Below are 13,908 nucleotides of genomic sequence, written 5' to 3'. Positions count from 1 at the left end.
GTTATACACAACTCGTCAGTCTCCAAGTTCGCGTAGTGCTTGAAGGGTGAGAGCTGAGGCGCGCACGTCGCGCAGCCCTTCCCAGAGGGTCTTGGCACCAGGTTCGCCATCACCTTTTCGGCCCAAGAAGCCGCCCGCGCGGGCGATCAAGCGTATTACTTCGTTTAACGCCGGGTTGGGCTGGGGGCGTAATTTGTTGAGCAAGTAGGCGCCGCGTATCTCATCGGGATCAAAGAACAAGTGGGCATCCAGGTTCGGGCAGGTACGGCCCATGCGTACCAGATAGGCAATGCGCCAGGCTACGACCAAGTACAGCGCCAGTGCGCGCTCGATGCGCTCGATCGTGCCCAGCTGAAGTTCCTCGACCTTGCAGCCGTTCTTGAGCACATTGAACAGCATTTCAATTTCCCAGCGGGCGCGATACCAGTCGATCAATTCGGCCACCTCGGCCGCGCTGGTGGCGACCCGGTTCGTCAGCAGGCGCCATTCGATCGGCTTGACGCCGGCCGGAGCGCCGTGTTCACGCGCCACGATGCATGTGGCGGTCACCACCTTGCCCTTGCCCGCGTTCAGTTCGACCCGGCGTGCCCACAGCTGCTGGCGCACGATGCGCGCCTTGGCGCCCGGCCGCGCGGCCAGCGCGAACTCGATTTCCCCCAGCGGCGCGCCTTCCGTGGCATGCGGCCACAGCTTCTCGCTGTTGGGCAAGCAGCGGTTGTGCGCGGCGCGCACCAGCCAGTCCACCGGGCAGTCGAGCTGCTGCGCCCGCGCCATCAAGGGCAGCATGTCCGCCTCGCGGTCGGCCACATACACCAAGCGCGTGGCGGGCAGGCGCGGTGCCAGTTCCGCCAGTCTTTCGTAGCCTTCGATCCAGCGCAGGCTTTCCTTGGGGCCGCCGCGCTGGCCGTTGGTGTCGCGCAGCGCGCGCGCCCACATCCACACGTCCAGGATCCCCAGCGGCTCGCGCGCCGTCGTCACCGCGTAGGTGGGGTGGACGTACATGCCGCGCTGCGCTTCATAGCTGAGCGGTCCGAGGCCGCGCGCCTGCTGTCCGTTAAAGTCCAGTTCGGTCGTGTCCTGCAGACACAGCACCACCGACTGCTCGGCCATTCGCTGTTCCGTTTGCTGCCAGTGCGGCTCCAGGATTGCCCGCCAGTCGACGCCGTCATTGTCGAAGAAGCGATACGCGGCCATCGTCTCACCCCAGCCGTTACAGGCCTTTGGCACGCTCGCCGTCGGTGCCCCCGCCATTGTTTCCATCAGTGTCCTCGCTCGCCGGTTCAGGCGCGCGTCGCCCAGGTCGAGTTGCTCAAACTCCGAATCGGTCCATCCCTTCGATTTGCTCGCCAATTGCGCCACGCAAAAGACGAGAGTAAACGCGATTTTGCAAAGGTTTACAAGGGCGCTGGCAAGTCATTGAAAGTAAACGGGATTTTCAGCCGGCGTGGTGAGGCTGGCGGACTTGTGTATAACGAGGTGCATTTAATCGGTTTCAAGGAATTGCACGGCAATCCACCTTATCGTGTATTGCAGACTTATAGGTGAGAATATGTTCTTGCAACACTACAATACATTTATTCAAGCGATTAGTTTGCCGGTAGCAAAACTCTGCTTTCACGAGCATATCGATCCGGCGGATATCCGCACCACCTACCGCGCATTTACCCGGCCGCATCCGCGCTTTCGCATCATTCGCGCCAAGACCGTCGGCGCGGCGCTGATCGACCTGTCGCGCTTTGCCGACCGCCATGCCTACCATGAGCAGATCAAGGCCAAGAACCACGGCGGCTATCACGCGAAACGGGCGCGCAACCGCGGCTACCGTTTCGTCGACATCGACCGCAACGATTATATCGACGACATCCACGCCATCAATACTTCGCTCGATACGCGGCAAGGCCGGCCAATGGACCATAAATATACCGAGAAATGCGAGGCATTCGACACGCTGCCGCATTTCCGCCATCACGGCATTCTCGATCCACAGGGAAAACTGGTCGCATATGCGAGCCTGGGCATCTATGGCAATTTCGCCGCCTTTTCGCAAATGCTGGGCTATCGCAATAACCACGGCATCATGCACCTGCTGCTGGTGGAAACCATCAGCCGCCTGATCGACGAACAGCAAGTGCGCTACGTCATGTACGACACTTTCTTCGGCGCCCAGCCCGGCCTCAAGACATTCAAGACCATCCTGGGCTTCCAGCCCTACCGTGCGCAGTATTCGCTGCAATGAAGACGTTCATCAACCGGGTGTATGCCGACTACCTGATGCCCAGCCGCCTCGGCGAGTACGCGGCGCTGCTGCAGGCGGCGAACGACGCCGGTTACGCACAGGTATCGGTACGCAGCTTCTTCCGCAACCTGAACCGCCAGGAGGCGCCGCGCAAGACGCTGGTGCACCGCCATGACATCGACAGCGACCTGCGCACGGCCAAGAAGATGTTCGCGCTCGAGGCGCGCCACGGGGTACGGGCCAGCTATTACTTCCGCCTGTGCACCCTCGACTACGGCTTCATGCGCGAGATCGAAGGGGCCGGCAGCGAAGCCAGCTACCACTACGAAGAGGTCGCCGATTTCGCCAAGCGCCACCGCATCCGCAAGGGTGACGAGCTGCGCCTGCGCTTTCCCGAGATCCGCGAGCTGTTCGCGCGCAATATCGGCCAGATCGCCTCGCGCCTGGGCGCGCCGCTGGCCACCGTGGCCAGCCACGGCGACTTCGCCAACCGCCGCCTGAACGTGATCAACCACGAGCTGCTGCGCGATCGCGCGCTGCGCACCCGCTGCGGCATCGAATGCGAATCCTACGACGCCGAATTGCTGCGCGGCTTCGACCTGTACATCAGCGACCGCAAGCATCCCGTCTACTACACGCCGATGTCGCCCTTCGCCGCCCTCGGCCACTACGAACGCATCTGCATGCTCACCCACCCGGTGCAATGGGAGACCAACTGGATCGAGAACACCCGCTGCAACTGGCGCCGGCTGGTCGAAGAAATGGCGTGGCGCATATGACGAGCATGACGCATCTGCATATGAATATTCTGCTCATCAACCACTACGCCGGCTCGGTCCACCACGGCATGGAGTACCGCCCCTATTACCTGGCGCGCGAATGGGTACGCGCCGGGCACCGGGTGCACATCGTGGCCGCCTCGCATTCGCACCTGCGCCGCCAGGGTCCCGCCATGGCCGGCCGCGCCCGTCTGAGCGAGGACATCGACGGCATCCACTACACCTGGCTGCGCACCCCTGCCTACGCCGGCAACGGCGCCGGCCGCGTGCGCAATATGCTGGCCTTCGTGACGCGCCTGTGGCGCGAGGCGCCGCGCCTGGCGCAGACCTTCGCGCCGCAAGCCGTGATCGCCTCCAGCACCTATCCGCTCGATATCTGGCCCGCGCACCGGATCGCCCGCCTGGCGGGAGCGCGCCTGCTGCACGAAGTGCACGACCTGTGGCCGCTGTCGCCGATGGAACTGGGCGGCCATTCGCGCCACCACCCGTTCATCATGCTGCTCCAGGCGGCCGAGAACCACGCCTGCCGCCACGCCGACGCCATCGTCTCGATCCTGCCCCGGGTACGCGAACACCTGGAGGCGCGCGGCATGGCGCCGCACAAGCTGCACCTGATCCCGAACGGCGTCGATCCGGACGAATGGCCGGCCGCCGGCACGCCGCCACATGCGGATGCGCCATCCCGCTGGCCCGATCCATTGCCGCCCGCCGCCGTCCCCATCCTTGCCCTGCTCGGCAGGCTGCATGCCGAGGGACGATTGATCATCGGCTATGCCGGCAGCCACGGCCTGGCCAATGCGCTCGACACCCTGCTCGACGCCGCCCACCTGCTGCGCCAGCGGCCGCTGTCCTTCGTCCTGGTCGGCGCCGGGCCCGAGAAGGAGCGGCTGCGGCGCCAGGCGCGCTCGCTGGGGCTCGACCACGTCCACTTCGTCGATCCGGTCCCGAAGCGCGCCATCCCGGCCCTGCTGGCGCGCTTCGACATCGCCTTCCTCGGGTGGCGGCGCCAGCCGCTGTACCGCTTCGGCATCGCCCCCAACAAGCTCCTGGATTACATGATGGCGGGCTGCCCGGTCCTGCATGCGGTCGAGGCCGGCAACGATCCGGTGGCGGAAACCGGCTGCGGCGTCAGCGTGGCGCCCGACGATCCGTCCGCCCTGGCCGAGGGACTGGCGCGCCTGATGGCGCTCGATCCACGCACGCGCCGCGCGCTGGGCGAGCGCGGCCGGCGCCATGTTCTGGACCAGCTGAGCTATCCAGTCCTGGCCCGACGCTTCCTTGCCGTACTCGCACAGGAGACCCACCATGCCTGACCACACCGCATCCGCTTCCGCTGCCGACACTTTCCTGCCCTTCGCCCTGCCCGACATCGGCGAAGAAGAGATCCGCGCGGTCGAAGCCTGCCTGCGCTCGGGCTGGGTCACCACCGGGCCCGTCACGCGGCGCTTCGAAACGGCCTTTCGCGACTACCTCGGCGGCGAGGTCGAGGCGATCGCCGTCAATTCCGCCACCGCCGGCCTGCACCTGGCGCTGGAAGCGGCCGGCGTCGGGCCGGACGACGAAGTCATCGTGCCGACCCTGACCTTCACCGCCAGCGCCGAGGTCGTGCGCTACCTCGGCGCCCGGCCGGTGTTCGTCGATGCCGACCCGCACACCCTCAACCTGGACCCGGCCGCGGTGGCCGCCGCGATCACGCCGCGCACGCGCGCCATCGTGGCCGTGCACTTCGCCGGGATGGCGGCCGACATGGACGCCATCGGCCGCCTCGCGCGCCGCCACGGCCTGCGCGTGATCGAAGATGCCGCCCATGCCTTCCCCACGCGCCACCGCGGCCGGCTGGTGGGCACGCTCGACAGCGACGTGACGGTGTTCAGCTTCTATGCCAACAAGACCATGACCACCGGCGAGGGCGGGATGGTCGTCACGCGCGACCCGCGCCTGGCCGAACGGATCCGCTGCATGCGCCTGCATGGCATCAGCCGCGACGCCTTCGACCGCTACACCGCGCGCACACCATCGTGGTACTACGAGGTGGTCGCCGCCGGCTTCAAGTACAACCTGACCGATATCGCGTCCGCGATCGGCATCGAGCAGCTGCGCAAGATCGACCGCTTCCAGCAGCGCCGCACCGCACTGGCCGAGCGCTACGACGCGGCGCTGGCCGGGCTGCCCTTGACCCTGCCGGCGCGCCCGGCGCCGGGTTCCGGCTCGACCCACGCCTGGCACCTGTACGTGGTGCGCCTGGACCGCGCGGCGGCGGATGGCGCGGACAGCGCGAGCACGGCGCAGCGTGAACGCGACGCGCTGATCGCCAACCTGGCCGAACGCGGCATCGGCACCAGCGTGCACTTCATCCCGCTGCACCGCCAGCCCTACTGGCGCGGCAGTTGCGGCCTGCGCGCGGCCGACTTCCCGGTCGCCGAGGCCGCCTTCGGGGCGATGCTGTCCCTGCCGCTGTACACCCGCATGGGCGATGCCGACCAGCAGCGGGTGATCGCGGCGCTGCACGATCTGCTGTCATGAGCAAGCGCCTGTTCGACCTGGCGGCGTCGCTGGCGGGATTGCTGCTGCTGTCGCCCTTGCTGCTCGCGATCGCCTTGTGGATCAAATGGGATTCGCCGGGCCCGGTGTTGTATCGCCAGCAGCGCGTCGGGCGCGGCGCGAGCTTGTTTACGATCTATAAATTCCGCACCATGCACCAGAGACTGGACGGCGGTCCCGAACTCACGGTCGGCGCCGACCCGCGCATCACCCATGCCGGCGCCGTGCTGCGCCGCTACAAGCTGGACGAGCTGCCGCAGCTGTTCAACGTCGTCAATGGAAGCATGAGCCTGGTCGGGCCGCGGCCCGAAGTGCCGCGCTACGTGGCCCACTATCCGGAGCCGCTGCGCCGCATCGTGCTGTCGGTCGCACCCGGCATCACCGACTGGGCCTCGATCCTCTACAAGGACGAGAACGCGGTGCTGGCGCGCGCCGGCGACCCGGAACGCGCCTATATCGACACCGTGCTGCCGGCCAAGCTGCACTACTACGTGCGCTACGTGCGCGAACGGACGTTCTGGATCGACATGAAGATCATCCTGCGCACGCTGGCCGCGATCGTTCGCTGAACATGTCACTGGACGATCAAGCGATGCTGCGCGTGCTGCACCTGGGCGACCTCGAAGTCGCGCTGCCGCTGGGAGCGGCGCTGGCGGTATGGTTGCTGGCCGCCGGGGCATGGCGCACGGCGCTGCGCTGGGGCGCGTGTTTCGGCGCGGCGGTGGTGCTGGTCGGCGGCAGCAAGATCGCGCACCTGGGCTGGGGCACCGATTTCTCCATGCTCGAGTTCAAGGCGATCAGCGGCCACGCGACGCTGGTCGGCGCGCTCTATCCGTTCGCGGCCTGGGTGTTGCTGGTACGCCAGGGCCAGGTCGCGGCGCGGGTGGGCCTGGCACTCGGCCTGCTGCTGGGCCTGGCCGTCGCGGCGCTGCTGGTGGCGACGGGCGAGCATACGACCGCCGAGGCGCTCAGTGGCTGGCTGCTGGGCGCCGGCGTCAGCCTGCTCGGCGCAGCCTGGTCCGGCGACCTGGAGCGGGCCCGGCTAATGCCGGCGATCTGGTGGTCGCTGCCGGTCTTCGCGGTCGGCGCCTGGCTGATGGAATTCGCGCACGTCGGCTACTGGATGATCCTGGTGGCCCTGGCGCTGTCGGGCAACAGCCATCCCTATCCCTGGGATGCCTGCTAACACTGCAGAAAGGAGTTTCACCATGCCGTCCCTCTCGCTTCCCACGATCCGCTGTCGGGCCCAGTCCAACCTGCACGACTATCCGCTGCAATCGCTGGCGCTCTCGCTGCTGCGCGGCGTCGCCGCGCTCGAGGTCGCCGCCGGCCACCTACGCTCCGAAATCTATCCGGGCCTGCGCTCGCTGCAAGACCCGACCTTCGCTTACCAGGTATTCGCCTTCGTGACCGGTTTCGCCCATCAAGCGGTGGTCGTGTTCTTCCTGATCAGCGGCTGGCTCGTCGGCGGCAGCCTGATGAACCGCCTGCACCAGCCGCGCGCCCTCGCCAACTACACGATCGACCGCGTCACCCGGCTGTGGACCGTCCTGCTGCCGACCCTGGTGCTGATCCTGCTGATCGGCCTGGCCATCGGCGTGGCGCAGCCCGGGGCGATCGATCTGTCGCCGTCGAATAACTACTCGGCCTCGAGCTTCGTCGGCAACCTGCTCGGCCTGCAGACTTTCCTCGTCCCTAATTTTGGCGGCAACTACGCCTTGTGGAGCCTGACCTACGAGACCTGGTACTACGTGCAGTTCCCGCTGCTGGCCCTGGTGCTGTTCGGCCATGGCCGCTTGAAGCGGCTCGCCTGCGCGGCCGCCTTCGTGGCGCTGGTGATCGTGCTGCCGAAGATGATCTCGATGTACTTCATGCTGTGGCTGCTGGGCGCGGCATTCTCGCGCATCGAGCTGCATTGCGGGAACGGCTTGCGCGTGGTGCTGGGCTTGCTGACGGTGGGCTTGTTCAGCTATTACCGCCTGACCGGCAGCAATAACGAACTGGTGCCGGAATCCTTCGTGCAAGACATGATCTGCAGCGTCCCCCTGCTGCTATTGCTGTCCTCGCTGCACCAGCGGGTCGATCCTTCCGCGTCGCGCTTCCTGCGCATCAATCACATCGCCAACTTCTTCTCGGAGTTCTCGTTCACCCTGTACGTCACCCACCTGCCGCTGATCTTCCTGGCGATCCACATCGGCGGCAAGACGTTCGGACGCGAACAGCTCGATCCCTTCGTGACGCTGGATTACCTCTGGTACGGCGCGCTTCTGCTGGGCCTGGTCGGCTTCGCCTATGTGTTCTACCTGGCCTTCGAGCGCAATACCTTCCGCATCCGCCGGGCGATGAAGGACTGGCTGCTCGCTCCACGCACCAACCGTCCCTCCGTCACGGTCCTGTCGCCGGATTGAGTGGGCCGGTGTCGGCCAGTGAGTGCGCCCGCCGGTGCCTGCGCTGGTCGGTGCGTGCGCTGGCCAGTGAGTGCGCTGACCGGTGCACTCGCTGGCCAGTGTATTTGCAAGCCGCAGTAGTCGCTGGCCGGCGCAATCGCGAGCTGGAACGCTCGCTGGCCGGTACGCCGCCTGATGAAAAAGATGCCGTACTTGCGCCGCGATGCGCCAGGTATGTCAGGTCCGCCGGGCCTCTTGCGCTTTGCCCACTGCGGCGCACCCGATGCGGCATGGTCAATGCAAGCTGCTATCGAAGATGTGGGCAAATGTGCTCAGCGTCCTCTTCCTGCCCGAGCCGTCCAGTTGACCGCGTTGGTATCTGACGGGCGTGACTTTCCCGCCTCCCGCCGACAAGGTTCGGCCGCAGTATCTGACGTCACGGCCAGACTCGCCACGGGTAGCGCCGTTCTCGCTGCAGGAGTGATGGTGGCGTGCCGTGGTTCATATGCCACCTCGTTACTGACCGCATGCCATGCACATCCAACGTCTTCGATCTCTGTCGCATGGTTTTCGCGGCAAAGATGAGTCATATGATGGCGTGCCTCTTGCAAGAGTACGCGTCATCAGACACCGGGATAGGGCTAGAGTTCGCTCCGCGATGCCTGTCGATGCGACACGGGACATGACAGCCCGGATGCGGCGCCTTCGTCACCAGGAATGGACGCACCACACCTCTCAGGAAACGATCTCGCCCCACCAGCCCCTGCGGCGTGGCAGCCGGCAAACACGAGCATAAACGGCCCCGCAGGCACATCATGGCAACCGGACGCCGGCCGCCCTCGCTCTCCCCCTTGCCCTTGCCCTTGCCCTTGCCCTTGCCCTTGCCCTTGCCCTTGCCCTCGCCCTCGCCCTAGCCCTCGCCCTAGCCCTCGCCCTCAGGCCGCGTACCCCAATTGCGCCGTCCCGTACTGCGAGCGATATTCGCCCAGACGCAGCGCCATGTCGTTGAACAGCACCCCGCGCGGCGAGATGCCGGCATGGTTGAGGCGCTTGATCGACTCGTTGATGTGGTTCTCGGTCGTCACACCCGAGCGGGCCACGATGAACACGGCGCCGGCATGGGTGCCGATGATGAGCGCATCGGCCACCGCCAGCAATGGCGGCGGGTCGAGCAACACCAGGTCGTAGCGCTCACTGACCAGCTCGAGCAGATTACCAAGGTTCAGTTGCAGCAGGAACTCAGAACGGTTGGTCGGCAACTCTCCGGTCGGAATGAAGTCCAGGTTATCGAGCACGCTCCGGTGGATGACCTCGTCGACCGGCATGGCGCCCACGATTGCCCGCGACAGGCCGCGCGAGCGATCGACGCCGAAGTAGCGGTGCAGGTGCCCGTTGCGCAGGTCGGCGTCGATCAGCAGTACGCGCATGCCGCTGGCCGCCATCACCGCCGCGAAATTGGCGGTCACGAAGGATTTGCCCAGCCCGCGCGTGGGGCCGGCGATCATGACCACGTTGTTCTTGAAGTGCGGCATGGAAAAGCGCAAGGCGGCGCGGAAGCTGCGCAGGCTCTCGACGGCGGGGTCCTCGGGCAAGACCTGGGCCAGCAGCGGCAGGCCGCCGTCCGGCTTGACCTTGCGCATGAGCTTGTCCTCGTTGCCGCTGTGCGGAATGGAGGCATACACGACCCGCGCCCGCAGCAGCCGCTCGATCTTGGCCGGGTCGTCGATCCCGCCGCGCATGGCCTTGCGGGTAAAGGCGATCAGGGTGCCGAGGAACAGGCCGGTGACCACCGCCAGCGCCACGATCAGCGGCCGGTTCGGCTTGATCGGCCGCTCGGGCTCGATCGGCGCATCGACCAGGCGCACGTTGCTGACCCGGCCAACCGAGATCAGGCGCAGCTGCTGGGCCGTGTTCGACAGGGCCGTGTAGAGGTCGGTGTTGACCTTGATGTCACGGGTCAGGCGCGCCTCGTCCTGCTCCATTACCGGCAAGGTGCGGATGCGGGCCGCGATCGCCTCGATCTCGGCATCGACCTCGCGCCGCTGGCGATTGACGGCGGCGACCACCGGATGGTCTTCGGTGAAGCGGGCCAGCAATTCGGTCTTTTTCTGCATCAGTTCCATGCGGCGCGCACGCGCGGCCGCCGCCTGCGCCAGGCTCATGCGCGCTTCTTCGCGCAGGTCGACCGTGCCGTGGGCATTGCGGAACTGGTTATAGCGGTCTTCGGATTGCTCCAGCTGGCGCTTCAGGATCGGCAGTTGCTGGTTCAGGAAAGCCAGCGACTTCTCGGCTTCCTCGGTCTTGCGCGCCAGGTTCTGGCGCATGTATTCACGGCCGATCTCGCTCAGCAGGCTGTTGATGCGGTCGGCGTCCTGGCCCTGCATCTTGACCTCGATCACGCCCGACTGCTTGCCCTGCTCGGTGATGACCATGGAGCGCTGGATGCCCTGGATCGTGCCCAGGCGCGACTTCCGCTTGATCTTGAAGCGCGCGCCGGGATTGGCTACCAGCCGGTCGACCTTGATCTCGACCAGCCCGTCCGGCGTCTGCACCCGGTAGCGCTGGCCGACGCTGGCGTCGAAGGCGATGCGCTGGCCGCCTCCGGAAAAGCGATAGCGGTTGTTGGCGCGCGCGGTGATCACGAACTCGCGGTTGAGCCAATTGTCGGGGACTTCGAAGACCGATACCGCGGCGCGCTCGCCACCCCAGACGAAGCCGCCATAGCCGAACAGCCCGGGCTTGGACAGCGCGCCGCCGTTCTGGTTCGCGAACCACGAGCCCAGCACCGGGAAGTACTTCGGCTGCACCTCCACGTACAGCTGCAGGTTGTCGACCGCGCGCGAAACCACCATGCGCGAGCGCAGCAACTCCATTTCGGCGATCGCCGCCTTCTTGGTCTCGAACAGCGACGACGCCTCGCTCAGGATGTTCTTCGAGGCGTTCGGACTTTCTTCCTCGACGTGGATCATCAGGTTCGCTTCGTAGACCGGGTTGGCCACCAGCGCATACAGCACGGCGACGATCGTGATGATCGCCGTGATGCTGCCGATCAGCCAGCGGCTGTCGTACAGGGTATTGAGATAGCCTTTCAGGTCGACCGTGGATTCTTCTGGCAACGGTTCGGGCGGGCGTGGGTCGAACGGCACCGACAGCACCGGCGGGCTGTGCGAGACCTGTTTCAGCGAATGCGCCTCGTGCGGGCTGGTCATGGCGAGACTCCTCGGGACAGCGGTGGCAGCTGCTCAGGGACGATTCGTGACGCCGACGGCATTCGTCAACGCGCCAGGGAACAGCAGGCTCAGGTGGCGGTTCCAGTTCGCCAGCGGCGAGGCGGCGACGTAGACGACGTCCTTGGGCCGCAGCTCGAAGGTCTCGGCCATCGCCAGCGCGCCGGAGTCGCGCGCGTCGAGCCGGAACACGCGCGTGCGGTCTTGCGCCTTGCGCACCACGTACACCTGGCGCGCGTCGCCGCTCAGGGGGCTGATGCCGCCGGTCTCGCCCAGCGCTTCGTTGAGCGTGAGGCGGCCGTCGTGCATGGTGAGCGCCTTCGGCGAGATCACCTCGCCCGACACGAACACCTTGCTCTCCTCGCGCGAATGCACGCGCACGACGTCGCCATGGGCCAGCAGGATGGCGCCCGGATTGACGCCCTTCTGCACCAGTTCGCGCAGGTTGACGTGGTAGCGGTCGTCGCCACGCTCGATCACGATGCGGCTCTGGTCGGCCGCCGGCTGCATGCCGCCGGCGCGGTTCAGCGCCTCGACCAGCGTCATCGGGATGTCGTCGATCGCCTGCAGGCCGGGCGTGCGCACCTCGCCGTCGACATACACGCGGCGGCTGCGGTAGGCCTGCACGCGCAGGGTGACGTTCGGATTGGCGATATAGCGCGCGAGCTTGCCGGTGAGCAGGGCGCGCGCTTCTTCCTCGGTCTTGCCGTCGATGCTGAGCAGGCCGATCAGGGGGAACTGGATGCGCCCCTGGTGGTCGACGACGAAGCCGGGCGGCGTCGCGTTCGGCTGGACGACGCCGCTGTCGGCCGCCGAGGTGGCCATGGTCATGCCGCCGGCGGCCAGCTCGGGATGGTCCCAGACCACGATCGACAGGATGTCGCCGCGCCCGATGGTGTAAGGCGGCGGCCGGGACACGAACAGCGGTGTGAGGTCTTGCCGGGCGACGCTGGCCTGCGCCGCGCGCTCTTGCTCGATCAGGGTTTCGGTGATCAGCTCGGCGGTGGGCGCCGACGCATTGCCGGGACCGCCGGAGCGCGCTGCGTCGCCGAACCCGATGCCGGTCGCACAGGCCGACAGGGCGAGACATAGCGCAAGCAGCAGGGCGATGGTGAACGCAGACACTGGCGCGCGAGGCGACTGCGGTCCACACCGTAGAACCCGCAACAAATCCCTTATTGCAACTGAACGAAGCCGAGCCATGATTGTTGCCTATCAAAAATAGTCGCAGTAGGTGAACGATTCAGTTCAGAGTACGGCGTCCATCGGGCTTGGCTTTGCAGCGCATCAAATGGCGAACGGCGGCGTCAGGTCGGGTGCGACGGGCAACTGCGTGGCGGGCTTCGCACAGGGCTCAGCGCATCTCTTCGATCAGCTTGAGCCCATCGGCGAAGCGCCAGATGCGGCGGATCTCGATGATGTCGAATCGTGCGGCGACATTCGGCGGAAACGCGGAATAGCGGGCATTCAGGCGCACGAAGCGGCGCACCGCGTCGTCCATGTCGGCCCGCCCGCTCGATCGGATGATGGTGACGTCGTCGATGCTGCCGTCGCTGCGCAGCGACACGCTGACCAGGGGATCGATGCGCACGTCGTGCAGCGACAGGCGCGCGCCTCCCAGCACCGCGTTGCGCTCCAGCTTCTGGCGCACGCTGTCGACATAGAGGCGCAGCGGCGCGTCACGCTCGCCGCCGTCGGCCAGCACCCGGCGCCCGCCCATGGCGCGCTCGGCCGGCGTGGCGGGCGCATTCACGTTGGGGATGGTCACGCCGCGCAGCAGCTCACGCGCGCGATTGCCGGGCAAGCCGGCCAGCGATCCGGCGCCGGGCTGGCTGCCGCCGCCGCTGCCGGCGCCACGCCCCGCGCCCTGCCCCGGCCCGACGGGCATCGATTCCATGGCCGCCGCGCCCGCGCCGGGAGCGGGCGCCTGTGCCTGCATCCGCTGCGCCGCCGCCTGGCGCGCCGCGTCTTCCGCCTGCTGGCGGGCCAGGCGTTCGGCCTCGGCGCGCGCCCGCTGCTCCGCTTGCTGTTGCGCTTGCTGTTGCGCCTGCTGTTGCGCTTGCTGCTCCGCCTGCTGTTGCGCCACCTGGCGTGCGCGCTCCTGCTCCTGTTCCTGTATCTGCGCCTGGCGCAGCGCGTCTTCTTCGGCGCGCTGGCGCGCCAGCGCCTGTTCCTGCATCCGCTCTTGCAGCGCCTGCTCGGCGGCCTGCTGCGCCAGCCGCTGCTCGGCCTGCTCGCGCGCGGCCTGTTCCCGGGCCTGCAAACGCTCGGCCTCGCGCAGTTGCGCGATCCGGGCTTCGTCGTCGGCCACACGGCGCTCCTGCTCGCGCCGCTCCTGTTCCAGCCGCTCCTGTTCGACCCTTTCCTGCGCCAGGCGCTCGGCGACTTCACGCTCGGCCTGGGCCAGCCGTTCCAGCTCCTGCTGCTCTGCCGACAGGCGCTGGCGTTCTTCCTCGGCCGCCTGCGCAACGAGATCCGGACCCGGGTCGGGCAACTCGGCCGGCTCCGCCGGCGGTTCTTGTGCGACCGCGTCGGCCAGCGCCGGCGCATCGAGCGCCGGTTCAGGGACGACGTCCGGCAAGGGCACGGGAACGGTAAATTCCGATTCCGGATCCGGGGCGGCCACGATCACCGGGGGCGGCACCTCGCGCAGCCTGCGCTTCGGCGCGGGCGGCTTGGTGCGCTTCGGCCGCCGGGCCTGGGCCGGTGGACGCGCCTCGGCCTGGACGATCGGCGGC

11 protein-coding genes are annotated in these 13,908 nt (G+C 67.0%); 7 read left to right on the top strand and 4 right to left on the bottom strand.

Features of this window, described 5'->3' with window-relative positions; translation table 11 throughout:
* Positions 1-15 precede the first annotated feature (15 nt).
* On the bottom strand, positions 16-1,350 hold the full coding sequence (locus HMPREF9710_RS21265; protein WP_040775003.1) for an IS4 family transposase: 1,335 nt from the start codon (positions 1,348-1,350) through the stop codon (positions 16-18).
* Positions 1,351-1,591: 241 nt separating this feature from the next.
* On the opposite strand from HMPREF9710_RS21265, the gene HMPREF9710_RS21260 reads away from it, so the two are divergent.
* From HMPREF9710_RS21260 to HMPREF9710_RS26715, 7 genes are read left to right on the top strand one after another with little or no spacing between them, the layout of a single operon-like run.
* Entirely contained in the window at positions 1,592-2,236 is a 645-nt protein-coding gene (locus HMPREF9710_RS21260; RefSeq protein WP_157225688.1) for a hypothetical protein, read from the top strand.
* Positions 2,233-3,015: a hypothetical protein gene (locus HMPREF9710_RS21255; RefSeq protein ID WP_005669815.1), complete on the top strand. Its 783-nt coding sequence runs from the start codon at positions 2,233-2,235 to the stop codon at positions 3,013-3,015. Before HMPREF9710_RS21260 ends, HMPREF9710_RS21255 begins: the two co-directional genes overlap by 4 nt.
* Positions 3,016-3,035: 20 nt before the next feature.
* Positions 3,036-4,328 carry a glycosyltransferase family 4 protein gene (locus HMPREF9710_RS21250; RefSeq protein ID WP_040777862.1) on the top strand — a complete coding sequence of 431 codons (1,293 nt, stop codon included), beginning with the start codon at positions 3,036-3,038 and terminating at the stop codon, positions 4,326-4,328.
* Positions 4,321-5,538 (top strand): DegT/DnrJ/EryC1/StrS family aminotransferase, encoded by a 1,218-nt coding sequence (locus HMPREF9710_RS21245; RefSeq protein ID WP_005669812.1) that lies wholly within the window; start codon positions 4,321-4,323, stop codon positions 5,536-5,538. Before HMPREF9710_RS21250 ends, HMPREF9710_RS21245 begins: the two co-directional genes overlap by 8 nt.
* Positions 5,535-6,125, top strand: a complete 591-nt coding sequence (locus tag HMPREF9710_RS21240; protein WP_005669810.1) for a sugar transferase — start codon at positions 5,535-5,537, stop codon at positions 6,123-6,125. The genes HMPREF9710_RS21245 and HMPREF9710_RS21240 overlap by 4 nt, the downstream gene beginning before the upstream one ends.
* A gap of 2 nt (positions 6,126-6,127) precedes the next feature.
* Positions 6,128-6,742: a hypothetical protein gene (locus HMPREF9710_RS21235; RefSeq protein ID WP_051205155.1), complete on the top strand. Its 615-nt coding sequence runs from the start codon at positions 6,128-6,130 to the stop codon at positions 6,740-6,742.
* 22 nt (positions 6,743-6,764) lie between these two features.
* The gene (locus HMPREF9710_RS26715; RefSeq protein ID WP_005669806.1) at positions 6,765-7,964 is read left to right on the top strand and encodes an acyltransferase family protein; all 1,200 of its coding nucleotides are present in this window, start codon (positions 6,765-6,767) and stop codon (positions 7,962-7,964) included.
* Between the two features lie 914 nt (positions 7,965-8,878).
* Here HMPREF9710_RS26715 and HMPREF9710_RS21225 read toward each other — a convergent pair.
* From HMPREF9710_RS21225 to HMPREF9710_RS26710, 3 genes are all read right to left on the bottom strand, one after another.
* Entirely contained in the window at positions 8,879-11,152 is a 2,274-nt protein-coding gene (locus HMPREF9710_RS21225) for a polysaccharide biosynthesis tyrosine autokinase (protein ID WP_005669805.1), read from the bottom strand.
* Positions 11,153-11,185: 33 nt separating this feature from the next.
* Entirely contained in the window at positions 11,186-12,295 is a 1,110-nt protein-coding gene (locus HMPREF9710_RS21220) for a polysaccharide biosynthesis/export family protein (RefSeq protein WP_040777683.1), read from the bottom strand.
* Positions 12,296-12,524: 229 nt separating this feature from the next.
* A partial coding sequence (locus tag HMPREF9710_RS26710; RefSeq protein WP_005669801.1) for an energy transducer TonB occupies positions 12,525-13,908 on the bottom strand: 1,384 nt, incomplete at its 5' end.

This window comes from Massilia timonae CCUG 45783 (assembly GCF_000315425.1).
Classification (GTDB): Bacteria; Pseudomonadota; Gammaproteobacteria; order Burkholderiales; family Burkholderiaceae_D; genus Telluria; species Telluria timonae.
Note: the sequence above shows the minus strand (reverse complement) of the source record. Positions and strands in the feature narration are given on the sequence as shown.

Coding starts and splice junctions, on each gene's coding strand:
- HMPREF9710_RS26715 (WP_005669806.1), top strand. CDS start 6,765: ATGCCGTCCCTCTCGCTTCCCACGATCCGCTGTCGGGCCCAGTCCAAC.
- HMPREF9710_RS21225 (WP_005669805.1), bottom strand. CDS start 11,152: ATGACCAGCCCGCACGAGGCGCATTCGCTGAAACAGGTCTCGCACAGC.
- HMPREF9710_RS21245 (WP_005669812.1), top strand. CDS start 4,321: ATGCCTGACCACACCGCATCCGCTTCCGCTGCCGACACTTTCCTGCCC.
- HMPREF9710_RS21250 (WP_040777862.1), top strand. CDS start 3,036: ATGAATATTCTGCTCATCAACCACTACGCCGGCTCGGTCCACCACGGC.
- HMPREF9710_RS21235 (WP_051205155.1), top strand. CDS start 6,128: ATGTCACTGGACGATCAAGCGATGCTGCGCGTGCTGCACCTGGGCGAC.
- HMPREF9710_RS21255 (WP_005669815.1), top strand. CDS start 2,233: ATGAAGACGTTCATCAACCGGGTGTATGCCGACTACCTGATGCCCAGC.
- HMPREF9710_RS21240 (WP_005669810.1), top strand. CDS start 5,535: ATGAGCAAGCGCCTGTTCGACCTGGCGGCGTCGCTGGCGGGATTGCTG.